Origin of the sequence: Pseudomonas sp. BNK-44-b, from assembly GCF_047456245.1 — a bacterium.
GTDB classification, from domain to species: domain Bacteria; phylum Pseudomonadota; class Gammaproteobacteria; order Pseudomonadales; family Pseudomonadaceae; genus Aquipseudomonas; species Aquipseudomonas machongensis.
Genome location: NZ_CP179908.1, coordinates 4,763,244 through 4,789,387, shown reverse-complemented (window position 1 = coordinate 4,789,387; position 26,144 = coordinate 4,763,244). Strand labels below are relative to the sequence as shown.

Here is a 26,144-nt window from a genome sequence, read left to right as displayed (position 1 = left end):
GGGAGGGGGAAGGATTTCAACCGGGGGGGATGAATGGTCGGATTGGCAGTGGCGTTGAAGTGGGGCCTTCGCGGGCAAGTCGCAGCGGCGGTTCGCCGCTGCGACTTGCCCGCGAAGAGGCCTACTCAGGCTTCGTGGCAGACATGCCCATCGACCAGGGTGTAGCGCACTGCGCCCGGCAGGCAATGCCCGATGAACGGGCAGTTTTCGCCACGGGAGAACCACTGCTCGCCGGCCAAGGTGGAGGCGCTCGGGTCGAACAGCACCAGGTCTGCCGCACCACCGACCTTCAGCTCGCCCGCCGGCAGGCGCAGCGCCTGGGCCGGGCCGCTGGACAGCCGTGCCAGCAGGGTCGGCAGGTCGAGCAGGCCGTCCTCGACCAGGGTCATGGCCAGCGGCAGCAGCAGTTCGACACTGCTGATCCCCGCTTCGGTGGCGCCGAACGGTGCCAGCTTGGCATCGCGCTCGTGGGGCTGGTGGTGGCTGGAGATCGCCTGGATGACGCCCGACTTCACTGCCTCGCGCAGGCCATCGCGGTCGGCCGGGGTGCGCAGCGGTGGCTGTACGTGGTACAGGCTGGAGAAATCGCGCAGCGCCTCGTCGGTGAGGATCAGCTGGTACAGCGCCACGTCGGCCGTGACCGGCAGCCCCAGTTGCTGGGCCTGGGCGATCAGCCGTGCGCCGCGGGCGCTGGTGATCTGGGTGAAGTGCGCTCGCACGCCGGTCTGTTCGACCAGCAGCAGGTTGCGCGCCAGCGCCACGGTCTCGGCGGTTTCCGGTATGCCCGGCAAGCCAAGGAAGCTGGCCATGGCGCCTTCGTGGGCCAGGCCTCCGGCTGACAGGTCGCGGTCCTGGGAGTGGAACACCACGGTCAGGTCGAAGGTGGCGGCATATTCCAGGGCGCGGGCCAGGGTCCGGTTGTTGGGGATCTCCTTGAGGCCGTTGCCGAAGGCCACGCAGCCGGTGTCGCGCAGGGCCACCAGCTCGGCCAGTTGCTCGCCTTCCAGGCCCTTGGTCAGGGCGCCAATCGGGTAGACCTTGCTGTTGGCTGCCTCGCGGGCGCGGTCGAGGATCAGTTCCGCGACGGCCGAGGTGTCGAGCACCGGTTTGGTCTGCGGCGGGCAGCACAGGCTGGTGACGCCGCCAGCCACGGCTGCGCGGGTTTCGCTGGCAATGTTGCCCTTGCGGCTGTAGCCCGGCTCGCGCAGGGCGACGTCGAGGTCGACCAGGCCAGGTGCGGCCACCAGGCCGTCGGCCTGGATCGTGCGTCTGGCGCTGAAGCCTGCTGGCGCTGCGCCGAGGGCAAGGATACGACCGTTCTCCAGGTGCAGGTCGGTGATCTGGTCCAGGCCGCTGCTGGGATCGATGACCCGTGCGCCGATGATGCTGATGGTCACAGGGCGTTCTCCTGGTCGAGTTGACGTTGCGCGTTCTGGCCGCTCATGGCCATCGACAGTACGGCCATGCGCACGGCGATGCCGTAGGTCACCTGGTTGAGGATCACCGAGTGCTTGCCGTCGGCCACCGCCGATTCGATTTCCACGCCCCGATTGATCGGGCCCGGGTGCATGACGATGGCGTCCGGCTTGGCGCCGGCCAGGCGTGCGGTGGTCAGACCGAACAGGCGGTAGAACTCGCCCTCGCTGGGCAGCAGGCCACCGGCCATGCGCTCACGCTGAAGGCGCAGCATGATCACCACGTCGACGTCTTTCAGGCCCTCGGCCAGGTCGGTGTAGACCTTGACCCCGTACTGCTCGATACCGATCGGGATCAGCGTCTTCGGGCCGATCACACGGATGTCCGGGCAACCCAGGGCCTTGAGCGCGAGCATGTCGGAGCGGGCTACGCGCGAGTGCAGGATATCGCCGACGATCGCCACCGAAAGGTTCTCGAAGCTGCCCTTGTGCCGACGGATGGTCAGCATGTCGAGCATGCCCTGGGTCGGGTGGGCATGGCGGCCATCGCCGCCGTTGATCACCGCGACCTCCGGGCACACGTGCTCGGCGATGAAGTGCGCGGCGCCGGAGTCGGAGTGACGCACGACGAACATGTCGGCAGCCATGGCTTCCAGGTTGCGCAGGGTATCGAACAGGGTCTCGCCCTTGCTGGTCGAGGAGGTCGACACGTTCAGGCTGATCACGTCGGCCGACAGGCGCTGGGCGGCCAGTTCGAAGGTGGTGCGGGTGCGGGTGGAGTTCTCGAAGAACACGTTGCACACGGTCTTGCCGCGCAGCAACGGAACCTTCTTGACGGCCCGGGCGCCAACTTCGAGGAAGGAGTCGGCGGTGTCGAGGATCTCGGTGAGCAGTTCGCGGGGCAAACCGTCGAGCGAGAGGAAATGGCGTAGCTGGCCCTGATCGTTGAGCTGCAGCGGGCGCTTGGCGTCGAATGGCGTCATCGCGGGGGACTCTTAAAGGGCGGATGCGGGGGCGAGGTCCTGGCGCTCGAGGGCGAGCGGGGCGGGTCCGGTCAATTTTACCCGTTCATGGGCCGCCAAGGACAGCGTCGCGCCGAGCACATTCGGGCGGATCGGCAATTCGCCTGCGTCCAGGTCGAGCAGGCAGACCAGGGTCACGCTGGCCGGGCGCCCATAGTCGAACAGCTCGTTGAGCGCAGCGCGGATGGTTCGACCGCTCATCAGCACGTCATCCACCAGCACCAGGTGCTGGCCTTCGATCTCGAACGGCAGCTCGGACGGGCGCACCTGCGGGTGCAGGCCGTTCTGGCTGAAGTCGTCGCGGTAGAACGACACGTCGAGGGTGCCCAGCGGGCTCTGGTCGCCAAGCGCTTGCTGCAGGGCCTGGGCAACCCACACGCCACCGGTGCGGATACCGATGAAGCGTGGCTCTGCGATGGCGCGGCGCGCCAGGTGGGCGCGAAGGTCGACGGCCATCTGCCGGATCAGGTCGGCGGGATTGGGTAGGCTCATTGCGTGCTCCTTGGGGCGCCGGCATCGCCGGCAGCAAAGCGGATGGTCAGGTATTGGCCTCCAGCCAGCCCTGCAGCAGCAGTGCAGCGGCGATGGCGTCGACCGGGTTGTCGCGGTAGCTGCCACGCTGGCCGCCACGGGCCATCTGTTCGCCCTTGGCCTCGAAGGTGGTCAGGCGTTCGTCGTGGGTATGTACCGGCAGGTTGTAGCGTCCATGCAGGCGGCGGGCGAACTTCTCCGCGCGTTCGCTCATCTCGCTGGGCGTGCCATCCATGTTCAGCGGCAGGCCGACGACGATGGCGTCGGGTTTCCATTCCTTGATCAGTTTCTCGACCTGGTTCCAGTCCGGCACGCCGTTCTGTGCCTTGAGCGTACACAGTTCACGGGCCTGGCCGGTGATGACCTGGCCGACGGCGACGCCGATCTGGCGGGTGCCGTAGTCGAAGCCCAGCAGCAGGCGCAGCTCGGCCATCAGGCGTGCCCTGCCTGGCTGGTCAGCAGACTGAGGTTGATGCCCAGGCTTTGCGCGGCGGCCTGCAGGCGCTGCTCGCAGGCCATGCCGAAGAGGATCTCGGGGTCGAACGGGCAGTTGAGCCAGGCGTTATCGGCCAGCTCCGCCTCGAGCTGCCCGGCTTCCCAGCCGGCGTAGCCCAGGGTGATCAGGCTCTGCTTCGGGCCGACGCCCTCGGCGATGGCGAACAGCACATCCTGTGATGTCGACAGCGACAGGCCTTGCAGCTCGATGGTGGCCTGGTAGGTGCATTCGGCGCTGTGCAGCACGAAGCCGCGGTCGGTCTGCACCGGGCCACCCTGGTAGATCGGGATCTGCAGGGTGCTGGCAGGCGGTTCCTCATCCGGGCGCAACTGCTCGAGGATATCGGCCAGGTTCAGCTCCTGCGGGCGATTGACCACCAGGCCCATGGCGCCGTTGGCGTTGTGCTCGACGATGTAGGTGAGGGTCTGGGCAAAGTTCGGATCGGCCATGTGCGGCATGGCAATCAGGAACTGGTGCTTGAGGTAGCTCGGCGTGAGGGTTTTCATGAGGGGTAGTGTGGCGTCAGGTGGCGAGGCTGACAAGCTGGCTGTGCGGTGTATGTACCGGTCCCCTCGCGGGGCAAGTCGCAGCCCGTACCAGTCAATTGCTCGACAGCCGGTCCCCACGCGCGAAGCGCCAGGTGCGGATGATCTCCAGGCGGTCGAACTCCGCCAGGTCGCCGGTGAACGGCGCGAACGGTGCCGCAAGGCGAACGATGCGCTGGGCAGCCTGGTCCAGCACCGGTTGCCCGGAGGATTCAAGCACCAGCACTTCATACAACGAACCGTCGCGGTTGATCGACACCATCATCCGCAGGCTGCCGTACATCTGCTGGCGTCGGGCTTCTTCCGGGTAATTGAGGTTGCCGATCCGCTCGACTTTCTTGCGCCATTCCTCTTTGTACCAGGCCCCCTTGTCGCGCATGGTCGAGGCCGCGTTGAGACGATGGATGCGGGGGCGCTTGGCATACAACTGCTGTTCGTTGGACAGCTCGGCCTCGAGGCTGGCGATCTGGCTCGACAACTGCGAGCTGTCGAAGTCCGGCACCGGTGCGGGGGGCTTGGGTTGAGGCTTGCTTTCCTTTGGCGCGGTTTCGGCTTTCTGCGGTTTCGCTGCCTTGGTCGTCACCACGGATTTCGCCGGCGCCGCTGGCGTTTCCGGCCGGGCTGCCGGAGGCGGGGTGATCTTGTTGACCTTGCTGTCCTGGAATGGCGCCACTTCGGTGGTGGTGGGCACGGCTTTCTTGTCCAGGGTGCCACTGCCTTGCTGGTTGTCCTGGGCCTGGTAGTCGGCTTTCTCCGGCGCTTTCTCGCTCTTGAAGGTGGCCAGGGTGATGTCCATGGTCTGGCGGACTTCGGCGGGCTTGACCACGCTGAAACCCACCCCGAGGATCAGCGCAAGGTGCACCAGGGCGGCAAGAAACAGCGTGAAACCGAGCCGGTCCACCGGGCGAACGCGCGGTGGCAGCAGGTCGGATGGGATGTCGGCAGGCAGCGTCATCGGGTATCCAGCAACCGCAGTGGGGCAGCAGGTCGAGTGAAATGGACCGGCATCATACCCCACTCCAGGGTTTTGCTCCGCGTCGGTGGTCAGCGCGCCTTGAGCTTGCGATCAATGGCGTCCATCAGCTGGCCGCCGATATGGGTGTTGTAGGCAGCATCGATCTCGCGGATGCAGGTCGGGCTGGTGACGTTGATCTCGGTCAGCGAGTCGCCAATCACGTCCAGGCCGACGAACAGCAGGCCCTTTTCGCGCAGGGTCGGGCCGACCTGGGCGGCGATCCAGCGGTCGCGCTCGGTCAGCGGACGGGCTTCGCCACGGCCACCAGCGGCCAGGTTGCCACGGGTCTCGCCGCTGGCCGGGATGCGTGCCAGGCAGTAGGGCACCGGCTCGCCGTCGATCATCAGGATGCGCTTGTCGCCATCGACGATCTGCGGCAGGTAGGCCTGTGCCATGATCTGCTGGTGGCCATGCTGGGTCAGGGTTTCGAGGATCACCGAGAGGTTCGGGTCGCCCTGGCGGTGACGGAACACCGATGCGCCGCCCATGCCGTCGAGCGGCTTGAGGATCACATCGCCATGGGTGGCGGCGAAGGCGCGCAGGATGTCGGCGCGGCGGCTGACCAGGGTTGGCGCCATGCACTGCGGGAACTGCGTGGCGAACAGCTTTTCGTTGCAGTCACGCAGGCTCTGCGGTTTGTTGACGATCAGCACGCCTTCGCGCTCGGCCTGCTCCAGCAGGTAGGTGCTGTAGACGAACTCCATGTCGAAGGGGGGATCCTTGCGCATCAGGATCACGTCCAGCTCGTTCAGCGCGCTGTCCTGCTCATCGCCCAGCTCGAACCAGCGGGCCGGATCGGCGAACACCTTCAGCGGTCGCATCTGCGCACGGGCCTGGCCGGCACCCAGGTAGAGGTCGCGCTGCTCCATGTAGAACAGGCTCCAGCCACGCTCCTGCGCCGCCAGCAGCATGGCCAGCGAGCTGTCCTTCTTGTAGGAAATGGACGCGATGGGGTCCATGACAATCCCGAGACGAACGCTCATGGGGTAATTCCTCTTGGCGGCAGGTGGCCGCGATGGCACGAAAGAAAAGTGGCTCAGGGTGGCGCCGGGAACGCGGCCGGTCAAGGGGGGAGGCAGATGGAATGCCTACCCGGACTGTGTTAAAAATGCCAGTCAGAGCGCTGCATGGCAGCCCTTGAGGTTTCATTCCTGGCTTGGCGATGGGTGACGCATTTCATGGAACAGCCCCTGAAGGTGATGGTGATCGACGATTCCCGCACCATCCGCCGCACCGCCCAGATGCTGCTGGGCGAGGTGGGTTGCGAGGTGATCACCGCCAGCGACGGTTTCGATGCCCTGGCCAAGATCGTCGATCACAAGCCGCGGATCATCTTCGTCGATGTACTGATGCCGCGTCTGGACGGTTACCAGACCTGTGCGGTGATCAAGCACAACAGTGCGTTCAAGGATATCCCGGTGATCCTGCTGTCGTCGCGTGACGGCCTGTTCGACAAGGCCCGCGGCCGGGTGGTCGGCTCCGATCAGTTCCTCACCAAACCGTTCAGCAAGGAAGAACTGCTCGACGCGATCCGTGCCCACGTGCCCGAATTCGCCGCGCAGGCACAACACGCACCCTGACCGCGCCCGCCCTGGCGCGGTCTTCATTTTCCTGATGGGGAAACCGTATGGCCCGAGTGCTGATTGTCGACGACTCGCCGACAGAGATGTACAGATTGACCGAATGGCTCGAGAAGCATGGCTACCAGGTGCTCAAGGCCAGCAACGGTGCCGATGGCGTGGCCCTGGCCCGCCAGGACAAGCCGGATGCGGTGCTGATGGACATCGTCATGCCCGGCATGAACGGCTTCCAGGCCACCCGCCAGCTCAGCAAGGACCCTGAAACCAGCGCCATCCCGGTGATCGTGGTCACCACCAAGGACCAGGAAACCGACCGCATCTGGGCCACGCGCCAGGGCGCTCGCGATTTCCTGACCAAGCCGGTGGAAGAGGACGCGCTGATCGCCAAGCTCAAAGAGGTGCTGGGCGCTTGACCACACGCCCCCAGGGTGCGTCGCTGACCGCCTTCGAGCTGTTGCTGGACATCGACCGCCGCTGCCGCCTGCTGGTGGCCGACCAGCCGCTGCAGGACACGCGCCTGCAGCAGTGGAGCGGTATCGGCTTTCGCATCGCCGGGCAGTGGTTCGTCGCCCCCATGGGTGAGGTGGCTGAAGTATTGCGCGAGCCGCGCAGCAGTCGGGTGCCCGGGGTGCAGCCTTGGGTGCGCGGCGTCGCCAACCTGCGCGGTCGCCTGCTGCCGGTGATGGACCTGTCGGCGTTCTTCGGCCTTGGGCCGGCGGCCTCGGGCAAGCAGCGCCGCGTGCTGGTGCTGGACCATGACGACCTGTTCGTCGGCCTGTTGGTGGATGAAGTGGTCGGCTTGCAACATTTCGACCTGAGCAGCCTGGAGCTGTCGCCCCCGCAGCCACTGATCCGCGCCGCGGCGCGTTTCGTCCAGGGGCATTTCCCGCGTGAGCGCAACTGGGCGATCTTCAGCCCCTTCGCCCTGGCCCAGGCGCCAGGCTTTCTCGATGTGGCGTTGTAGAGGACCCTGCGACAGTGAACAAGCCCGCTCCAACCGTCGTTCCCGAGGCCGTGGCCCAGCGCCCGCGCAGCACCGCGCAGATCACTGTGCTGTTCGTGGTGCTGATCCTGTCGATCGTGCTGCTGTTCGCCAACTTCGCCTACCTCAACACCCAGTCCAACCACGACAAGCAGTACATCGGCCATGCCGGCGAGTTGCGCGTGCTGTCCCAGCGCATCGCCAAGAACGCCACCGAGGCGGCGGCGGGCAAGGCCCTGGCGTTCCGGCTGCTGTCCGATGCACGTAACGATTTCGAGCGCCGCTGGAAATACCTGCGCGAGGGTGACAAGGCCACTGGCCTGCCGCCAGCGCCGGCCACGGTGCGCGACGAGATGGACGCGGTGCGCCAGGACTGGGAAAACCTGCGGCGCAACACCGACACCATCCTGGCCAGCGAGCAGACCGTGCTGTCCTTGCACCAGGTGGCGGCGACCCTGGCCGAAACCGTGCCACAGTTGCAGGTCGAGTATGAAAAGGTCGTGGAAATCCTGCTGCAGAGCGGTGCACCGGCCAGCCAGGTGGCCGTGGCCCAGCGCCAGTTGCTGCTGGCCGAGCGGATTCTCGGTTCGGTCAATACCGTGCTGGCCGGTGACGATACCTCGGTGCAGGCCGCCGACACCTTCGGCCGTGATGCCAGCCGCTTCGGCCAGGTGCTCGAGGGCATGCTCGGTGGCAATCCGGCGATCCAGGTGACCCGTGTCGAAGACCCGGACGCGCGTGCGCGCCTGGCCGAGATCGCCGAGCTGTTCCAGTTCGTTTCCGGCTCGGTCGACGAAATCCTCGAGACTTCACCGGAGCTGCTGCGGGTGCGCGAGGCCGCGAGCAACATCTTCAGCCTGTCGCAGACCCTGCTCGACGAAGCCTCGCACCTGGCCAATGGTTTCGAGAACCTGGCCGGGCGCACCCTCGACACCGTCGGCGGCTACGTGCTCGGCCTGCTGGCGCTGGCCTCGATCATCCTCATCGGCCTGGTGATGGTTCGCGCCACCAACCGGCAACTACGCGACACGGCAGAGAAGAACGAGCGCAACCAGCAGGCGATCATGCGCCTGCTCGATGAAATCGAAGAGCTGGCCGATGGCGACCTGACGGTGACGGTGTCGGTCACCGAAGACTTCACCGGCGCCATCGCCGACTCGATCAACTTCTCGGTGGACCAGTTGCGCGACCTGGTGGCGACCATCAACCACAGCGCCGAGCAGGTCGCCGCTGCGGTGCAGGACACCCAGAACACCGCACGCCAGCTGGCCAAGGCTTCGGAACACCAGGCCGACCAGATCAGCGAGGCGTCGCTGGCGGTGGGCGACATGGTCGAGTCGATCGACCGGGTTTCCGCCCACGCCTACGAGTCGGCCAAGGTCGCCGAGCGTTCGGTAGCCATCGCCAACAAGGGCAACGAGGTGGTGCACAACACCATCCATGGCATGGATAACATTCGCGAGCAGATTCAGGACACCGCCAAGCGCATCAAGCGTCTGGGGGAGTCTTCCCAGGAAATCGGCGACATCGTCAGCCTGATCGACGACATTGCCGAACAAACCAACATCCTGGCCCTCAATGCGGCGATCCAGGCTTCGCTGGCGGGTGAAGCGGGGCGCGGCTTCGCCGTGGTCGCTGACGAAGTGCAGCGCCTGGCTGAGCGTTCGTCGTCGGCCACCCGACAGATCGAAGCGCTGGTGCGAACCATCCAGGCCGATACCAACGAAGCGGTGATCTCCATGGAGCAGACCACCGCCGAAGTGGTGCGTGGTGCGCGTCTTGCCCAGGACGCAGGCGTGGCCCTCGCTGAAATCGAGGGCGTGTCGCAGAACCTGGCCGAACTGATCCACAGCATTTCCGACGCGGCGCAATTGCAGACGTCCTCGGCCGGGCAGATTTCCCACACCATGGCGGTGATCCAGCAGATCACTGCGCAGACCTCCGCCGGTTCCGGCGCTACCGCCGACAGCATCCGTCACCTGGCCAGAATGGCCAGCGAGATGCGCCGTTCGGTGTCTGGTTTCACCTTGCCAGGCCCCGGCCGAGCGGCGCTGAGGAGAGTTCTATGGCCGTTACGGCAATGAGCCCCGAGCGTCACGACACGGTCGCCCTGAGCTGGACCAAGGCGGCCATCGCCGATTGTCTGGGCCAGGCGCGGCAGGCGCTGGAGCGTTTTTCCAGCGAGCCGGGCGACCCCGCCTTGCTGGGGTTCTTCGTCGACAACCTGCATCAGGTGCAAGGGTGCCTGACGATGCTCGAGCTCAATGGCGCGGCGCGCCTGGCCGAGGAATTGGAGTTGCTCGGGCGTGCCCTCTTCGAGGGCCAGGTCAGCCCGCGTGGCGATTGCCTGGGTGCGCTGTTCCGCGGCCTTGAGCAATTACCGCCCTACCTCGAGCGCCTGCGGGGGGCGCGCCACGACCTGCCGTTGGTGGTGCTGCCGTTGCTCAATCAGTTGCGCCTGTGCCGCGGCGCCGAGCCGCTGGCCCAGGACAGCCTGATGGGAGAGGCGGCGCAGCGCCTGGCGGGGGCCAACGATCTGGCCAACCTCGACCTGTCGCTGGGCAACTGGCGCGACCAGTTGCAGGCCGGCCAGGGCCGCGATGCCCTGCGCTCGGTGATCACTGCCCTGTGCGACGACCTGGTGCGGATCAAGGAGCGGCTCGACCCCTTCGTACGGGGGGATAACGAGCAGCGCGACCCACTCGATGTGCTGATCGCGCCGCTGCGCCATGTTGCCGATACCCTCGCAGTGCTGGGCTTCCAGCAGCCGCGCCGGGTCATCATCGACCAGGTGCTCGCCTTGCAGGCCCTGGCCCAGGGCGAACGTGCCGTGGACGATGCGGTGCTGATGGATGTGGCCGGTGCCCTGTTGTACGTGGAGGCGACGCTCAACGGCATGGTGGGCGGCCTTGCCGAGGGCCTGGAAGGCGGTATGCCCGGCTCGGACGTGACCGAGATCCGCCAGCGGGTGTTCGAGGAGTCGCTCTCGGTGTTGCAGCAGGCCAAGGACCTGATCGGCGACTGTCTGGAATCCGGTTGGCCGCGCCAGCGTCTGCAGCCCCTGCCGGGCCTGCTGCAGCAGGTGCGTGGCGCGTTGGCGATGCTGATGCTGCCGGCCGCCTCCGAGGTGTTCGGGGTGTCGGCCGACTATGTGCAAGGCTGGTTGTCGCATCTTGAGCAGGAGCCACCGGAGCAGGAGCTGGCCCACCTGGCCGAGGCCTTGAGTGCGGTGGAGTGCTACCTGCAATGGCGTGTCGCCGATCCGCTGGCCGATGCCCAGCGTTTTCTCGACATGGCCTGCGCCAGTCTGGCCGCCCTTGGCCTGCGCTGCAGCCAAGCGCCGGTCATGGCTGAGCCGCAGCGTGTCGATGACGGCATCGACGATGAGCTGCGCGAAGTGTTCCTGGAGGAAACCGCTGAGCTGCTGCCGGAGATCGAACGCCTATGGTTGCGCTGGCGTGCCGACAACCAGCAACGCGACGCGCTTGTCGAACTGCGCCGTGCCTTGCATACGCTCAAGGGCAGCGGGCGGATGGTGCACGCAGGCGCCGTGGCCGAGCTGGCCTGGGGCGCCGAGCATCTGCTCAACCGTGTGCTGGAAGGACGCATCGTGCTCAGCGGCGAGGGCGCCGTGGCGCTGCAACAGGCCTTCGTGCACCTGCCTGACCTGCTCGCCGACTTTGCGGTTGGTCAGATACCCCGGCTGGCCGATGTCGAGCAGCTCAGCAGCCACCTGCACGCCCTGGCGGTCAACGACACCGCGTCTGCCAGCGACAGTGACGGGCTCGATCCGCAACTGCTGGAGATCTTTCGCAACGAGGCCCAGGGCCATCTGGCCAGCCTCGACAGTTTCCTCATGGCTGCCAAAGGCCAGGACACCCCGGTCAGCGACAGCCTGCAACGCGCGCTGCATACCCTCAAGGGCAGCGCGGCCATGGCCGGGGTGATGCCGATCGCAGAGCTTGCCACCGCCTTCGACCGCCTGGCGCGTGAATACAAGGCGCACCAACTGGCTTTGGAAGTGGCGGATATCGAATGGCTGGAAGCGTCGCGCAGCCTGTTCCAGCTGGGCCTGGCCCAGCTTGAGCGCACACCGCTGGCACCGATTCCTGGCGCTGCGCAACTGATCGAGCAGGTCGGCGAAGCGGTGGATGCACGCCTGGCGGTGCTGCAGGACGCAGCGCCGCACACCCGCCGCAACCGTCGTGATCCACAACTGATCGCCAGCTTCCTGGCTCAGGGCATGGATATCCTGCTCGATGCCGAGTCGCTGTTGTCGCGCTGGCAGGAGCACCCGCGCGAACGCCAGGAGCTGGACACGCTGCTTGATGAGCTGACGACCCTGGCCCATGGTGCGCACCTGGCCGATTTCTGGCAGGTGGATGAGCTCTGCGAAGCGCTGCTCGATCTGTATGGGGCGGTTGAGGAGGGCAGCCTGGTCGCCAACGGGCATTTCTTCGCCCAGGCGCGGCAGGCCCACGAAGCCCTGATCGACATGCTCGATGAGATTGCTGCCGGGCAGGAGGTCACCCCGCGCAGCGAGTGCCTGGATGGCTTGCGCGCGTTGCTGGACGGGGCGCTCGACCCGGCGGCAACCGGGCGGGTGGGCGAGCAGGGCGTGACCCCGCTGGCCACGGCCATGGACCTGCCGGAGCCGGCAGTGGTGCAGTTGTTCCTCGACGAGGCCAGCGACATCCTCGACAGCGCCGATCAGGCTTTGCAGCGCTGGCGACAGGAGCCGGAAGGCAGCTCAGCGGTGTCGGCGTTGCAGCACGATGTGCAGACCTTGCGTGGCGGTGCGCAGATGGCCGCGATTGGCGCCATCGAGGTGCTCGCTCAGGAGCTGGCGTTGCTCTACGAAGGGCTGGTCGATCGGCGGTTGGCCGCCAGCAGTGCGCTGTTCGAGCTGCTGCAGCGCAGCCATGCGGCGCTGGGCCAGATGCTCGACAGCCTGCGCCAGGGCGAGCTGCCGTCTTCGGCGGTGGCACTGCTCGGCGAGTTGCGTGAGTTCCGCCATGCGCCGGTCAGCGAGCCGGAGGTGGCAGAAACACCTGGCGACAAGGAGCTGCTGGAAGTCTTCCTCGAAGAAAGCTCGGACATCGTCGAAAGCGCTGCGGCTGCGTTGGCGCGCTGGCAGGCCGACCCGCGCAGCAGTGTCGAGGTGGAAAACCTGCTGCGCGACCTGCACACCCTCAAGGGCGGCGCGCGCATGGTGGAAATCGCCGCCATTGGCGACCTGGCCCATGAGCTGGAGTTTCTCTACGAACTGCTCGCTGCTGGCCGCCTGCCGCCGACGCCCGCGCTGTTCAGCCTGCTGCAGAACTGCCACGACCGCCTTGCGCACATGCTCGACGCCGTACGTCTGGGGCAGCCGCTGCACGCGGCAACGGCGCTGATCGACTACATTCGCAACTTTTCCAGTGCGGCGCTGACCGACAGCGCCGCCGGCCAGCCGCCGGTGGAGGCCGCGCCGCTCGATGTGCCGAGCGCTGCACCCGAGCGAGCGCCGGGGGACATGGTCAAGGTCGATGCCGAACTGCTCGATGACCTGGGCAACCTGGCCAGCGAGCACGCGATCATTCGTGGTCGTATCGAGCAGCAGGTCAACGATGCACAGTTCGCCTTGAGCGAAATGGAAACCACCCTGGAGCGCATGCGCGACCAGTTGCTGCGCCTGGACAACGAAACCCAGGGCCGCATGTCCAGCCGCTGGCAGGCCGAGGGCGACGCCTACGACGATTTCGACCCGCTGGAAATGGACCGCCATTCGCAGTTGCAGCAGCTGTCGCGGGCCTTGTTCGAATCGGCTTCCGACTTGCTCGACCTCAAGGAAACCCTGACCCTGCGGGCCCAGGAGGCGCATGGCCTGCTGCAGCAGCAGGCGCGGGTCAACAGTCAGTTGCAGGAAGGCCTGACCGCCACCCTGATGGTGCCTTTCGAGCGCCTGGTGCCACGCCTGCAGCGCGTGGTGCGACAGGTGGCGAGCGAGCTGGGCAAACAGGTCGAACTGGTGGTCGGCAACGCCGAGGGCGAGCTGGACCGCAGCGTGCTCGAGCGCATGGTCGCGCCCCTGGAGCACATGCTGCGCAACGCCGTCGACCATGGCCTCGAGCCGCGCGAGGTGCGCCTGGCGGCAGGCAAGCCGGAGCAGGGCACCATCCACCTCAACCTGCTCCACGAGGGCGCCGACATCGTCATCGAGATGAGCGACGACGGCGCCGGGGTGCCGCTGGAGGCGGTTCGCAAGAAGGCCATCAAGCGCGGCTTGCTGGCGCCGCAGGCGCAGCTCAGCGATCACGAGATCTTGCAGTTCATCCTGCGTCCGGGGTTCTCCACGGCCGAGAAGATCACCCAGATTTCCGGGCGCGGGCTGGGCATGGATGTGGTCCATGAAGAGGTCAAGCAGTTGGGCGGCTCGATGAGCATCGAGTCCAGCCCAGGCAAGGGGGCACGCTTCCAGATCCGCTTGCCGTTCACGGTATCGCTGAACCGGGCGCTGATGGTGCACCTGGGCGAGGAGCAGTACGCCATCCCGCTCAACACCATCGAGGGCATCGTCCGCGTGCCGCCCGCCGAGCTCGAGGCCTGCTACCAGCTGGATCCGCCGCGCTATCGCTATGCAGGGCACGCCTACGACCTGCGCTACCTGGGCGAGCTGTTGCAGGATGTCGGCCGTCCGCGCCTGCTGGGGCAAAGCCTGCCCTTGCCGGTGCTGCTGGTGCATGCCCAGGAGCAGTCGTTTGCGATCCAGGCCGATGGCCTGTCGCCGAGCCGCGAAATCGTGGTGAAAAGCCTGGGGCCACAATTCGCTGCGGTGCCGGGGTTGTCTGGTGCGACCTTGCTCGGTGATGGGCGGGTGGTGCTGATTCTCGACCTGCTCGGTCAGCTGCGCGGCCAGCAGCGGCGCCTGGCGCGGTTGCCGGTGGGTGACGGCGAGCGGCGCCAGCTGTTCGGCCCGGCGGCGCGGCGTCCGTTGCTGGTGATGGTGGTCGACGACTCGGTCACCGTGCGCAAGGTCACCAGCCGTCTGCTGGAACGTCACGGCATGAGCGTGTTGACCGCCAAGGATGGGGTCGATGCCATGGCCCTGCTGGAGGAGCACCGCCCTGACGTGCTGCTGCTGGACATCGAGATGCCGCGCATGGACGGCTTCGAAGTGGCGACGCGGGTGCGGCGTGACAACCGCCTGCACGACTTGCCGATCATCATGATCACCTCGCGTACCGGGCAGAAACACCGCGACCGGGCCATGGCCATCGGCGTCAACGAATACCTCGGCAAGCCTTACCAGGAGTCGCTCCTGTTGCAGAGCATCGCCCACTGGAGCCAGCCTCATGCTTGAACATATCGCCGGTCAGCGCAGCAGCCTCACCGGGCTGTTGCTGCCCCTGGGCGACCGTACCCTGGTGCTGCCCAACGTTGCGGTGGCCGAGCTGATCGGCGAGCGTGCGTTCGTCTGCGAACTGCATGCGCCGGCCTGGCACATGGGCTGGATCGACTGGCGCCAGCAGTGTCTGCCGCTGATAGGCTTCGAGGCCGCCTGTGGCGGTGAAACGCCCTGTGGCGAGCGGGCGCGGATCGTCGTGCTCAACGCCTTGGGCGATACCGGGCTGCGCTACCTGGCGCTGCTGCTGCAGGGGATCCCGCGCTCGTGCAAGCTCGACAGCCAGTTGAACTATGTAGACGTGCCGCTGGGGGCGCTGGAGCTGGCGGCGGTGCAGGTGGGCGAGCAGGTGGCGCGGGTGCCGGACCTGGCGGCGCTCGAGCGCCTGGTGCGTGACGCGGATCTGCAACCTTCGGCGCAGTAGCATGATGCTCGTGCGGGCCCTGTCGCGCCACTGCCCGCCAGGAACCCATTGGCCTTGTGGAGGTCTGAGCCTGCATGTACTACGGTGAACGCTTCAACGCCTGGACCCACCTGGTCGGTGCTGTCCTGGCCTGTATCGGTGCCATCTGGCTGATCGTCGTCGCGGGCTTGCAGGGCGACCCCTGGAAGATCGTCAGCTTCTCCATCTACGGCTTTACGCTGCTGTTGCTCTACAGCATTTCCACGCTCTATCACAGCACGCGCGGCCGGGCGAAGGTGGTCATGCGCAAGCTCGATCACCTGTCGATCTACCTGCTCATCGCCGGCAGCTATACACCGTTCTGCCTGGTCAGTCTGCGCGGGCCCTGGGGCTGGAGCCTGTTCGGCATCGTCTGGGGCCTGGCGGTGATCGGCATGCTCCAGGAGATCAAACCGCGCTCCGAGGCACGGATCCTCTCGATCATCATCTACGCGGTGATGGGCTGGATCGTGCTGGTGGCGGTCAAGCCGCTGCTCCACAGCCTCGGTGGCGCCGGCTTTGCCTGGCTGGCGGCCGGCGGTGTGCTGTACACCGTCGGCATCATCTTTTTCGCCTTCGACAGCCGCTTTCGCCACTGGCACGGCATCTGGCACCTGTTCGTCATCGCTGGCAGCCTGATGCACTTCGTCGCGGTGTACTTCTACGTGCTATAGAGGCCTGAGTTTAGAAGTCGCCCCACAGCTGCTGCGCCACCGATAGCGCCACCACCGGCGCCGTCTCGGTGCGCAGTACGCGAGGGCCGAGGCGGGCGGCGTGGAAGCCGGCGCCCTTGGCCTGATCTACTTCGGCATCGCTCAAGCCACCCTCAGGTCCGATCAGGAAGGCCAGGCGTGTCGGTTTGTCATGGCTGGTCAGCGGCTCGGCCACCGGGTGCAGGACCAGCTTGAGATCGGCCTCGCTGTCTTTCAGCCATTCGGCCAGGGGCACCGGTGGGTGGATCACTGGCAGGGTAGAGCGCCCGCATTGTTCGCAGGCGCTGATCGCCACCTGGCGCCAGTGAGCCAGGCGCTTGTCGGCGCGCTCGTCCTTCAGACGCACTTCGCAGCGCTCGCTGACGATCGGGGTGATTTGGCTGACGCCCAGCTCGGTGGCTTTCTGGATCGCCCAGTCCATGCGCTCGCCGCGTGACAGCCCCTGGCCGAGGTGGATGTGCAGCGGCGAATCGGGTTGGCCGGGCAGGGCCTGGTCGAGGCTGACCCGCACGGATTTCTTGCCCACGTCGAGCAACTGGCCGAGGTATTCCTGGCCACTGCCGTCGAACAGTTGCACGGCGGCGCCGGCGCTCATGCGCAGCACGCGGCCGATGTAGTGGGCCTGGGCCTCGGGCAACTCGTGTTCGCCAAGGCTCAGGGGGGCGTCGATGAAGAAACGGGACAGTCTCATGGTTCGGCTCGGAATAGGGGTGAGGACATCATCCTCTGTGGGAGCGGGCTTGCCCGCGAATGCGCCAGTGGCAGCACTGCAGCATTCGCGGGCAAGCCCGCTCCTACAGGGTTAGGTGGTAGTCAGCCCGGATCGCGGAAGTCGGGATGGAAATCGGCAGGCACCGTCACGCTGACACTGTCACGGGTGGCGATATCGATGCCTTCGCTGGCCACTTCGGCCAGGAAGTCGATCTGCTCCGGGGTGATCACGTAGGGCGGCAAGAAATACACCACGCTGCCCAGCGGACGCAACAGCGCGCCGCGGGTCAGGGCATGCTCGAAGACCTTCAGGCCGCGGCGTTCCTGCCACGGATAGGCGACCTTGCCGGCCTTGTCCTTGACCATCTCGATGGCCAGGGCCATGCCGGTCTGGCGCACTTCGGCCACGTTCGGGTGATCGACCAGGTGCGCGGTGGCGCTGGCCATGCGCGCCGACAGCGCTTTGTTGGCATCGATCACCTGGTCCTGCTCGAAGATGTCCAGGGTCGCCAGCGCGGCGGCGCAGGCCAGCGGGTTGCCGGTGTAGCTGTGCGAATGGAGGAAGGCGCGCAGGGTCGGGTAGTCGTCGTAGAAGGCCTGGTACACGTCATCGGTGGTCAGGCAGGCGGCGAGCGGCAGGTAGCCACCGGTCAGGGCTTTGGACAGGCAAAGGAAGTCTGGGCGGATACCGGCCTGCTCGCAGGCGAACATCGTGCCGGTGCGGCCGAAACCGACGGCGATTTCGTCATGGATCAGGTGCACACCGTAACGGTCGCAGGCTTCGCGCAGCAGCTTGAGGTAAACCGGATGATACATGCGCATGCCGCCAGCGCCCTGGATCAGCGGCTCGACGATGACCGCGGCGATCGTGGCGTGGTGTTCGGCCAGGGTCTGCTCCATGGCTGCGAACATGTTGCGCGAGTGTTCCTCCCAACCCATGCCTTCAGGGCGCAGGTAGCAATCGGGGCTGGGCACCTTGATGGTGTCGAGCAGCAGGGCCTTGTAGGTTTCGGTGAACAGCGGTACATCGCCGACCGACATCGCGGCGATGGTTTCGCCGTGGTAGCTGTTGGTCAGGGTGACGAAGCGCTTCTTGGCGCCTTGGCCCTTGTTCTGCCAGTAGTGGAAGCTCATCTTCAGCGCCACTTCGATGCATGACGAGCCGTTGTCGGCGTAGAACACCCGATCCAGCCCGGCCGGGGTCATGGCCACCAGGCGCTCGGACAGCTCGATCACCGGCTGATGGCTGAAGCCTGCAAGGATGACATGTTCGAGCTGGTCGACCTGATCCTTGATGCGCTGGTTGATGCGCGGATTGGCATGGCCGAAGACGTTGACCCACCAGGAGCTGACCGCGTCCAGATAGCGCTTGCCCTCGAAGTCCTCGAGCCAGACACCCTCGCCGCGGCGGATCGGGATCAGCGGCAGGCTCTCGTGGTCTTTCATCTGGGTGCAGGGGTGCCACAGGACCTTGAGGTCGCGCTGCATCCACTGTTGATTCAGGCCCATGGGCGGATCTCCTGGCTGGGGTGGCAAGTAGGACGGCGTAAGCCTAAGCAAAGGCACCCCCAGGAACAACCTTGGATTTTGTGCAGGCTTGTGTGGGAGTGGGCATGTCGGGACGACGAATCGCCGCGAAGGACCCACCACAGAAACCTGAACCATTCGAAGCACTTGATAGCGCTGTGCTGGCAGGCTCCTGGGACCTGACGTATTCTTAGCGCTTCTCTCCTGGGGAGATCCTCCCCACTTACATTTCGCTTCTGATCCGGAGTTCGCCGACATGGCTGCTGCTTGGGTGCGCCTGTGCGCGTTGGTATTGATTGGTGCATCCAGCGCTGGTGCGCTGGCGAAGGACAAGACCCCCACGGCCATTGTCGTCGGCGGTGGCCTGGCCGGCCTGACGGCGGCCTATGAGCTGCAGTCCAAGGGCTGGCAGGTGACCCTGCTCGAAGCCAAGGGCGGCATGGGTGGCCGTTCGGGGCTGGCGACCAGCGAGTGGATCGGCAACAACAAGGCGCAACCGGTACTCAATCAGTACCTGGACCGCTTCAAGCTGGAAACCTTGCCTGCGCCCGAGTTCGTGCGTACCCCAGGCTACCTGATCGACGGCGAGTACTTCAGCGCGGCCGACCTCGCCACCAAGCAGCCCGCGACCGCCGAGGCGATCAAGCGCTACGAGAAGACCCTCGATGACCTGGCCCGTTCGATCGATGACCCGCTGAACCCGGCTGCCAACAGCACGTTGTTCGCCCTCGATCAGATCAACGTCTCCACCTGGCTGGACAAGCTGCAACTGCCAGCGACCGCCCGTCAGTTGATCAACCAGCAGATCCGTACTCGCTATGACGAGCCCTCGCGCCTGTCGTTGCTCTATTTCGCCCAGCAGAGCCGGGTCTATCGTGGGGTTGGCGATCGTGACCTGCGCGCCGCACGCCTGCCCGGCGGCAGCCCGGTACTGGCACAGGCCTTCGTCAAGCAACTCAAGACCATCAAGACCAGCTCGCCGGTCACCGCCATCGTCCAGGACAAGGACGGCGTCACCGTCAAGGTGGGGGCCGTGGGCTACCAGGCTGACTATCTGGTTCTTGCCGTGCCGCTGCGCGCGCTGGCCAAGATCCAGATGACGCCGGGGCTGGACAACCAGCATCTGGCGGCACTCAAAGGCACCAACTACGGCTGGCGCGACCAGTTGCTGCTCAAGTTCAAGAACCCGGTGTGGGAGAGCCGCTCGCGTATGTCGGGCGAGATCTTCAGCAACGCAGGCCTGGGCATGCTGTGGATCGAACCGGCGCTCAAGGGCGGTGCCAATGTGGTGATCAACCTGTCCGGCGACAACGCCCGCCTGCTGCAGGCCTTCGGTGACAAGCAGATGGTCGACCAGGTGCTGATTCGCCTGCATGCCTTCTACCCTCAGGCTCGTGGCGCCTTTACCGGTTACGAGGTCAAGCGCTACAGCACCGACGCCGGCACCGGCGGCGCCTACCTGGCCTACGGGCCGGGGCAGATCAGCAAGTACTGGCGTCTGTGGGAGCGCCCGGTGCAACGTGTCGCCTTTGCTGGCGAACACACCGATGCACTTTACCCGGGCACCCTGGAAGGCGCGCTGCGCAGTGGCCAGCGTGCCGCGGGCCAGGTCGAGGACCTGGCCGCTGGCAAATCCTTCGATCCAGTGGTCAAGGCGGCGCCGGTCGCTGCCGCTGCGGCAGTCGGCGCGGCAGCCGCCAAGGACAACAAGCCTGGCTTCTTCTCCCGTCTGTTCGGTGGCGACGACAAACCGGTGGCCAAGACCGAGCCGGTGACCAAGGCCGCCGAGCCGACACCCGCGCCGCCAGCTCCTGCTCCTGCAGCCGCACCAGCGGCGCCGGTCGTTGCGCCTGTGGCCAAGGAAGAACCGGTCAAGGCCCAACCCGCCAAGGCTGCACCGACCAAGGCGGCACCTGCCAAGCACGCACCAGCGCACAAGCCGCCGGCCAAGCAGGCCAGCAAGACGGAGCCGGTGAAGAAGGCCGCCGCAAAAGCCGAGTCCGTCAAGAAGAAACCTTCGACCGACACTCAGGCCAAGGCCAACTGATTGGTCATTGCGGGCACTCGTGGCATTGCCGCGATGTGCCCGCGCTGTTGCCTGCCCTGGCAAGTCCCCCGCGTTCGCCTACTGTTAATGTTTTCTTAATTAGATGAATTCAAAATAAGCTATCGATTTTTTCGATTATAAGAAGCGGACTTTTCCGCTTTATTTCGATACTTATCGCGTTATCTTGTGCACAGCTTTCACGGGGAATACGCCAACATGCAACTGCGCAATTCTGCTTCTCGCTATGGTGCGGTCAGCATCTTCCTGCACTGGGGCGTAGCTCTTGTCGTATTCGGGTTGTTCGGTCTGGGCCTGTGGATGGTCGGTCTCGACTACTACGATCCTTGGCGCAAAGCCGGGCCCGACCTGCACAAGAGCATTGGCCTGGTATTACTGGCTGTCATGCTGCTGCGGGTACTCTGGCGTTTGATCAGCCCACCTCCACCGGCTCCGGCCAGCCACGGGGCACTCACCCGCATGGCCGCCAAGCTGGGGCACCTGGCGCTGTATCTGGGGTTGTTCGCGGTCATGGCCGCCGGCTACCTGATCTCCACCGCCGACGGTGTCGGCATTCCGGTCTTCGGCCTGTTCGAAGTACCGGCACTGGTCAGCAACCTGCCCGATCAGGCGGACACTGCCGGTGTGATTCACCTGTATCTGGCCTGGGGGTTGGTGATTTTCGCCATCCTGCATGCCCTGGCAGCCTTGAAACACCATTTCATTGACCGTGACGCGACCCTGGCTCGTATGCTGGGCCGCAAAGCTTGACTCTCAACCTCAATTGCAAAGGAAGGAAGTAAGGATGTTGAAAAAGACTTTTGCCGCCCTGGCGCTCGGTACCGCTCTGATTGGCGCTGGTCAGGCCATGGCCGCTGACTACAAGATCGACAAGGAAGGCCAGCATGCTTTCGTCGACTGGAAGATCAGCCACTTGGGCTACAGCTTCATCCACGGCACATTCAAGGACTTCGACGGTTCGTTCTCCTGGGACAGCGCCAAGCCTGAAGCCAGCAAGATCAGCGTCGACCTGAAGACTGCCAGCCTGTGGTCCAACCATGCCGAGCGCGACAAGCACATCGCCAGCGCCGACTTCCTGGACGTGAAGAAATATCCGGACGCCAAGTTCGTCTCCACGGCCGTCAAGTCCACCGGTGACAAGACTGCCGACGTAACCGGCGACCTGACCCTGCATGGCGTGACCAAGCCGGTCACCTTCAAGGCCGTGTTCAACGGCGAGGGCAAGGACCCGTGGGGTGGCGAGCGCGCTGGCTTCAACGCCAAGACCACGCTGAACCTGAACGACTTTGGCATCAAGGGCCCAGGCCCGACTTCCCAGACCCTGGATCTGGACATCAGCCTGGAAGGCGTGAAGCAGAAGTGATTCGCGTCATCTGAAACGACAAGGGGCCGCTATGCGGCCCCTTGTCGTTTCTGTCAGCCCTTGCGGGTCAACAGCGCCGGACGCTCGCCACGGGGGCGGCTCGGCAGGTCGTCCAGTTGCTCGGGCGTCGGGTAGCGGTCGAGCTTGGATTCCTTGCGGATGATCACAGGCGTGCTCTGCGACTCGCGCGGATTGCGTACGGCAGGTTCCTGGCGGTTGCTGTCGTCCCGGCGCGCACGGCCCGGGTTGCCATCGCGGCGTGCACCACCACCATTGTTGTTGCGGGGGCGCTTCTCGCCAGAACCCTGGCCGCCCTGGCGCTGGCCGCCGCTACCGTTGTTGTTGCGAGGCTGGCCCGAACCCGAACGCTGTCCCTGGCCTTGAGCCTGGCCGCCGTTGCCGCCCGGGCGACGGTTGCGGCCCTGGTTCTTGCCGTTCTGGTAAGGGCTGACGTAGTCGGCGCGGTTACCGAAGTTGTCGATATCGTCGTCCAGGAACTCTTCCGGGTCGCGATCGGCGGGTACTTTGGGGGCATTGCCCTGGGCCTGGCCGGCCTGCTGCTGACGCGGCTTCCTGTTGTCGCGCTGCTTGCGTGGCTCCTGCTTCTTCTGCTGCGGCTTGTCGCCCGCAGTGCCCTTGTCGGCAGGCTTGTCGGCGGCCTGTTGCTTGGCCTTGCCTTTGTCCTTGCCCTTGTCCTTGCGTCCGCCGCTGCCTTCCTTGCTGCCTTCGGCACGTTGCTGCTGGTTGCGCCCGCCACGGCCGTTGTTCTGCTGGCGCTCGCGCACCTCGGGTTTCTCAGCCTCGACCTGCGAGGCATCGAAGCCCATCAGGTCGCCATCCGGGATCTTCTGCTTGGTCACCCGCTCGATGCTCTTGAGCAGTTTCTCTTCGTCAGGTGCCACCAGCGAAATGGCTTCACCGGAGCGGCCAGCACGGCCAGTACGACCGATGCGGTGAACGTAGTCTTCCTCGACGTTGGGCAGTTCGAAGTTGACCACGTGCGGCAACTGGTCGATGTCCAGGCCACGGGCGGCGATGTCAGTGGCGACCAGCACTCGCACGCTGTTGGCCTTGAAGTCGGCCAGAGCCTTGGTGCGCGCATTCTGGCTCTTGTTGCCGTGGATCGCGGCAGCGGTCAGACCGTGCTTTTCGAGGTACTCGGCAAGGCGGTTGGCGCCGTGCTTGGTACGGGTGAAGACCAGCACCTGTTCCCAGGCGCCGAGGGTGATCAAGTGGGCCAGCAGCGCACGCTTGTGGCTGGCAGGCAGGCGGTAGACGCGCTGCTCGATACGCTCGACGGTGGTATTGGGCGGCGTGACCTCGATGCGCTCGGGGTTGTGCAGCAACTTGTCGGCGAGGTCGGTGATGTCCTTGGAGAAGGTCGCCGAGAACAGCAGGTTCTGGCGCTTGGCCGGCAGGCGTGCGAGGACTTTCTTCACGTCATGGATGAAGCCCATGTCGAGCATGCGGTCGGCTTCGTCCAGAACGAGAATTTCCACCTTGGACAGGTCGACGCTGCCTTGGCCGGCCAGGTCGAGCAGACGGCCCGGGCAGGCGACCAGAACGTCGACACCCTTGGCCATCGCCTGGATCTGTGGGTTCATGCCGACGCCGCCGAAGATGCAGGCGCTGATGAAGTTCAGGTCGCGGGCATAGATCTTGAAGCTGTCGTGGACCTGTGCGGCCAGTTCGCGGGTCGGGGTCAGGACCAGGACGCGCGGTTGGCGCGGGCCGTGACGCTGCGATTTGTCGGGGTGACCACCTGGGAACAGGCGCTCGAGGATCGGCAGGGCGAAGCCACCGGTTTTACCAGTGCCAGTCTGCGCGGCGACCATCAGGTCGCGGCCTTGCAACACGGCGGGAATGGCCCGCTGTTGCACCGGGGTAGGCTGGGTGTAGCCCGCAGCCTCGATAGCGCGGACAAGTGCCTCGGAGAGACCGAGGGAAGCAAAGGACATGGGCAATCCTGTTCTCGTTTGGGCTGGGCCCTGTGGGATGTTCTGCCTGGCGCGACGGGCATCGGTGGGATGCGATCGCGTCCGGTCCAGCTGGGCTTACACTGCGCATCCTGGAGGCCGCGGGCGGGCACTTGAGGGTGCGTCGCTGCTGGTCGAGATGCCTTTTGCGAGGCCGAGCGTCCGGGCGTGAGCCGGGCGGGAAGGCCCGAGTATAACAGAGCTATCGCGATGTGCTGCGATCCTGCTGCTCAACGGCGTCGAGAAAATGTTCGGCGGAGTTTGCGTTGCGCGCATGCTGGGCAGTACAGGGGCGCTCCGCGATCGCCAGCAGGGCTGTACTCAGGCTTGCTGTGCGTCGATCAGATGCCGTTCGATATCTTTGTGACGCGTGCCCAGCGACAGACGAAGGCCGGGTTGGCGCAAGCATTCGCGCAGTTGCTCGGGGCTCATGCCGCCCTGGCGCTGATTGAAGTTTTCCAGGGCCTTGTCCCACCACGCCGTGGCGCAGGCGCGGTCGAATTCGTTGTCGTAGGGGTAGCAGCCATAGAGCAGTTCACGGGCGAACTGGCGGTGGCGACTGGGTAGCGTGAGGCTCATTGCCTTGTAGCCGAGGCGGTGCAGGGTGGGTGGGCGAGGCAGTTGATCGTTGACCAGCGTGATGTCGGCCATCGCGGCCTCGCCGAATGGATCGTTGCCGTGCTTGCGCAACCACGCCTGGATCTTGGCGCGGAACTGGGCCTTGCGGCTCCAATAGTGATGGATGACGTCGGTGCAGGTGGCCAGTTGCAACGTGCGGTAGGCGGCGACCGCCAGGCAGAACTCCTCGAGCGTATAGGCCTCGCGTGCCAGGGGATAAAGCTCGTCCATCAGCGCGATGGAGTGGTCCAGGATCGTTGCATCCTGTGCAGTCAGGCCCATGACACCGGAGTTGACCAGCGGCATCTGGCAGTCGGCCAGGCCACGCTGTTGCAGGAGCGTCAGCAGGTTCTTGTACAGCAGGCACTTCTGGTTTTCGCCGTAGCGACCGCCAATGGCATTGCACAGCAGGCTGCCGGGCTTTACCCGGCGGAACAGCTCTATGGGCGATTGGCGGAAAAAGGTATCGGTATCGATCAGCACTGCCAGCGGGTGCTGTTCGAGGACATGGCGCAGCAGCACATGCTTGCTGCGAAAGTGATACCCGTGCGGCTGGTTCCAGGCTGCACGCGTGTGCTCATCGAGCAGGTGCACGGTGACGGGCAGCTTGGCGTAGGGTTCGGGGTTGTCGGTGTAGACCTGGATGTCTATGGCTTCACCTGGCGTCTTGCGCAGGTTGGCCAGGGCGCTGACGATGCTGAAGCACGCTTCCTGGTGATAGGTAGCCGGGCCGAAGGCGAGGTAGACGAGTTGCGGGGTGTCACGGTTGCTTGGCTGCATCGAGGGAAACCTGGCATCAGCTTGAATGATCAAGGCTCCAATCTACGTTCGGAGCCTTAATCATTGCTTAAGCTATTGTTACCAAAAGGTTTCAGCGCGGCAGCTTGAGGTTGTTCCAGATCGCCAAGCTCGGCTCGGCCTGGTTCAGCGTGTAGAAGTGCAGGCCCGGCGCACCGCCTTGCAGCAGCTCTTCGCACATCTTGCTGATCACTTCCTCACCGAATGCCTGGATGCTGGCGGCATCGTCGCCGTAGGCTTCCAGCTGCTTGCGGATCCAGCGCGGAATCTCGGCACCACAGGCGTCGGAGAAGCGCGCCAGCTTGCTGTAGTTGGTGATCGGCATGATGCCGGGCACTACCGGAATATCCACGCCCAGCTTCTGTACGCGCTCGACGAAGTAGAAGTAGCTGTCGGCGTTGAAGAAGTACTGGGTGATGGCGCTGTCGGCACCGGCCTTGACCTTGTGTACGAAGTTGGCCAGGTCGTCCTCGAAGTTGTGCGCCTGCGGGTGCATTTCGGGGTAGGCGGCAACTTCCAGGTGGAAGTGGTCACCGGTTTCCTGGCGGATGAACTCGACCAGGTCGCTGGCATGGCGCAATTCGCCACTGGCCATGCCCATGCCGGATGGCAGGTCACCGCGCAGGGCGACGATGCGCTTGATTCCGGCCGCCTTGTATTCGGCGATCAGGGCGCGCAGGTCGTCCTTGCTGTCGCCGACGCACGACAGGTGCGGGGCTGCCGGGACCTTCACTTCGTTTTCCAGTTGCAGCACGGTGTTCAGCGTGCGGTCGCGAGTCGAGCCGCCAGCGCCGTAGGTGCAGGAGAAGAAGTCGGGGTTATAGGTGGCCAGCTGACGGGCAACGGCCATGAGTTTTTCGTGACCGGCATCGGTCTTGGTCGGGAAGAACTCGAAACTGTAGCGGCGTTCCTGGGACATCGGTCGTTCCTCTGGCAGCGTGCTTCAAGCGCCAAGCTGCAA

At 65.3% G+C, this 26,144-nt stretch carries 22 protein-coding genes; 10 read left to right on the top strand and 12 right to left on the bottom strand.

Annotated elements, in window-relative coordinates; genetic code table 11:
• Positions 1 to 125 precede the first annotated feature (125 nt).
• From ACMGGG_RS21775 to gshB, 7 genes are all read right to left on the bottom strand, one after another.
• Positions 126 to 1,397, bottom strand: coding sequence for a dihydroorotase (locus tag ACMGGG_RS21775; RefSeq protein WP_414154413.1), 1,272 nt, complete (start codon positions 1,395 to 1,397; stop codon positions 126 to 128).
• On the bottom strand, positions 1,394 to 2,398 hold the full coding sequence (locus ACMGGG_RS21770) for an aspartate carbamoyltransferase catalytic subunit (protein ID WP_054894843.1): 1,005 nt from the start codon (positions 2,396 to 2,398) through the stop codon (positions 1,394 to 1,396). Before ACMGGG_RS21770 ends, ACMGGG_RS21775 begins: the two co-directional genes overlap by 4 nt.
• A gap of 12 nt (positions 2,399 to 2,410) precedes the next feature.
• Positions 2,411 to 2,929 (bottom strand): bifunctional pyr operon transcriptional regulator/uracil phosphoribosyltransferase PyrR, encoded by a 519-nt coding sequence (pyrR, locus tag ACMGGG_RS21765; protein WP_054894842.1) that lies wholly within the window; start codon positions 2,927 to 2,929, stop codon positions 2,411 to 2,413.
• Between the two features lie 46 nt (positions 2,930 to 2,975).
• Positions 2,976 to 3,401: a Holliday junction resolvase RuvX gene (ruvX, locus tag ACMGGG_RS21760; RefSeq protein ID WP_054894841.1), complete on the bottom strand. Its 426-nt coding sequence runs from the start codon at positions 3,399 to 3,401 to the stop codon at positions 2,976 to 2,978.
• The gene (locus ACMGGG_RS21755) at positions 3,401 to 3,970 is read right to left on the bottom strand and encodes a YqgE/AlgH family protein (RefSeq protein ID WP_054894840.1); all 570 of its coding nucleotides are present in this window, start codon (positions 3,968 to 3,970) and stop codon (positions 3,401 to 3,403) included. Before ACMGGG_RS21755 ends, ruvX begins: the two co-directional genes overlap by 1 nt.
• A 94-nt stretch (positions 3,971 to 4,064) precedes the next feature.
• Positions 4,065 to 4,964 (bottom strand): energy transducer TonB, encoded by a 900-nt coding sequence (locus ACMGGG_RS21750; protein WP_063546554.1) that lies wholly within the window; start codon positions 4,962 to 4,964, stop codon positions 4,065 to 4,067.
• A gap of 89 nt (positions 4,965 to 5,053) precedes the next feature.
• Positions 5,054 to 6,007, bottom strand: a complete 954-nt coding sequence (gene gshB / locus ACMGGG_RS21745; protein ID WP_054894838.1) for a glutathione synthase — start codon at positions 6,005 to 6,007, stop codon at positions 5,054 to 5,056.
• A 195-nt stretch (positions 6,008 to 6,202) separates the two neighbouring features.
• Between gshB and ACMGGG_RS21740 the strand changes: the two genes are divergently transcribed.
• The 7 genes from ACMGGG_RS21740 to trhA all read left to right on the top strand — a co-directional run bounded on the left by ACMGGG_RS21740 (position 6,203) and on the right by trhA (position 16,086).
• Positions 6,203 to 6,604 carry a response regulator gene (locus tag ACMGGG_RS21740; protein WP_063546904.1) on the top strand — a complete coding sequence of 134 codons (402 nt, stop codon included), beginning with the start codon at positions 6,203 to 6,205 and terminating at the stop codon, positions 6,602 to 6,604.
• 47 nt (positions 6,605 to 6,651) lie between these two features.
• The gene (gene pilH, locus ACMGGG_RS21735; protein ID WP_012274551.1) at positions 6,652 to 7,017 is read left to right on the top strand and encodes a twitching motility response regulator PilH; all 366 of its coding nucleotides are present in this window, start codon (positions 6,652 to 6,654) and stop codon (positions 7,015 to 7,017) included.
• The gene (locus ACMGGG_RS21730; protein ID WP_054894837.1) at positions 7,014 to 7,568 is read left to right on the top strand and encodes a chemotaxis protein CheW; all 555 of its coding nucleotides are present in this window, start codon (positions 7,014 to 7,016) and stop codon (positions 7,566 to 7,568) included. The genes pilH and ACMGGG_RS21730 overlap by 4 nt, the downstream gene beginning before the upstream one ends.
• A 50-nt stretch (positions 7,569 to 7,618) precedes the next feature.
• Positions 7,619 to 9,670, top strand: coding sequence for a methyl-accepting chemotaxis protein (locus tag ACMGGG_RS21725; protein WP_414160021.1), 2,052 nt, complete (start codon positions 7,619 to 7,621; stop codon positions 9,668 to 9,670).
• A complete protein-coding gene (locus ACMGGG_RS21720) occupies positions 9,652 to 14,928 on the top strand; it encodes an Hpt domain-containing protein (protein WP_414154412.1) in 5,277 nt (1,758 codons plus the stop codon). The genes ACMGGG_RS21725 and ACMGGG_RS21720 overlap by 19 nt, the downstream gene beginning before the upstream one ends.
• Complete coding sequence (locus ACMGGG_RS21715) at positions 14,921 to 15,394, top strand: chemotaxis protein CheW (protein ID WP_414160005.1); 474 nt, start codon at positions 14,921 to 14,923, stop codon at positions 15,392 to 15,394. The genes ACMGGG_RS21720 and ACMGGG_RS21715 overlap by 8 nt, the downstream gene beginning before the upstream one ends.
• A gap of 74 nt (positions 15,395 to 15,468) precedes the next feature.
• A complete protein-coding gene (trhA, locus tag ACMGGG_RS21710; protein ID WP_063546544.1) occupies positions 15,469 to 16,086 on the top strand; it encodes a PAQR family membrane homeostasis protein TrhA in 618 nt (205 codons plus the stop codon).
• A gap of 10 nt (positions 16,087 to 16,096) precedes the next feature.
• Here trhA and ACMGGG_RS21705 read toward each other — a convergent pair whose 3' ends face one another.
• Both ACMGGG_RS21705 and ACMGGG_RS21700 read right to left on the bottom strand, forming a co-directional pair.
• On the bottom strand, positions 16,097 to 16,816 hold the full coding sequence (locus ACMGGG_RS21705; protein WP_063546542.1) for a 16S rRNA (uracil(1498)-N(3))-methyltransferase: 720 nt from the start codon (positions 16,814 to 16,816) through the stop codon (positions 16,097 to 16,099).
• A 122-nt stretch (positions 16,817 to 16,938) separates the two neighbouring features.
• Entirely contained in the window at positions 16,939 to 18,345 is a 1,407-nt protein-coding gene (locus ACMGGG_RS21700; RefSeq protein WP_063546540.1) for an adenosylmethionine--8-amino-7-oxononanoate transaminase, read from the bottom strand.
• A 274-nt stretch (positions 18,346 to 18,619) separates the two neighbouring features.
• Between ACMGGG_RS21700 and ACMGGG_RS21695 the strand changes: the two genes are divergently transcribed.
• From ACMGGG_RS21695 to ACMGGG_RS21685, 3 genes are all read left to right on the top strand, one after another.
• Positions 18,620 to 20,410 carry a flavin monoamine oxidase family protein gene (locus ACMGGG_RS21695; RefSeq protein ID WP_414154411.1) on the top strand — a complete coding sequence of 597 codons (1,791 nt, stop codon included), beginning with the start codon at positions 18,620 to 18,622 and terminating at the stop codon, positions 20,408 to 20,410.
• Between the two features lie 216 nt (positions 20,411 to 20,626).
• On the top strand, positions 20,627 to 21,178 hold the full coding sequence (locus tag ACMGGG_RS21690) for a cytochrome b (protein ID WP_063546536.1): 552 nt from the start codon (positions 20,627 to 20,629) through the stop codon (positions 21,176 to 21,178).
• A gap of 34 nt (positions 21,179 to 21,212) precedes the next feature.
• Positions 21,213 to 21,791, top strand: a complete 579-nt coding sequence (locus ACMGGG_RS21685) for a YceI family protein (RefSeq protein ID WP_054894828.1) — start codon at positions 21,213 to 21,215, stop codon at positions 21,789 to 21,791.
• Between the two features lie 53 nt (positions 21,792 to 21,844).
• Here the strand turns inward: ACMGGG_RS21685 and ACMGGG_RS21680 are convergent, their stop codons facing one another.
• From ACMGGG_RS21680 to metF, 3 genes are all read right to left on the bottom strand, one after another.
• The gene (locus ACMGGG_RS21680; RefSeq protein WP_414154410.1) at positions 21,845 to 23,749 is read right to left on the bottom strand and encodes a DEAD/DEAH box helicase; all 1,905 of its coding nucleotides are present in this window, start codon (positions 23,747 to 23,749) and stop codon (positions 21,845 to 21,847) included.
• A gap of 339 nt (positions 23,750 to 24,088) precedes the next feature.
• On the bottom strand, positions 24,089 to 25,165 hold the full coding sequence (locus ACMGGG_RS21675) for a hypothetical protein (RefSeq protein WP_414154409.1): 1,077 nt from the start codon (positions 25,163 to 25,165) through the stop codon (positions 24,089 to 24,091).
• A gap of 91 nt (positions 25,166 to 25,256) precedes the next feature.
• The gene (gene metF, locus ACMGGG_RS21670) at positions 25,257 to 26,102 is read right to left on the bottom strand and encodes a methylenetetrahydrofolate reductase [NAD(P)H] (protein ID WP_065863854.1); all 846 of its coding nucleotides are present in this window, start codon (positions 26,100 to 26,102) and stop codon (positions 25,257 to 25,259) included.
• Between the last annotated feature and the right edge of the window lie 42 nt (positions 26,103 to 26,144).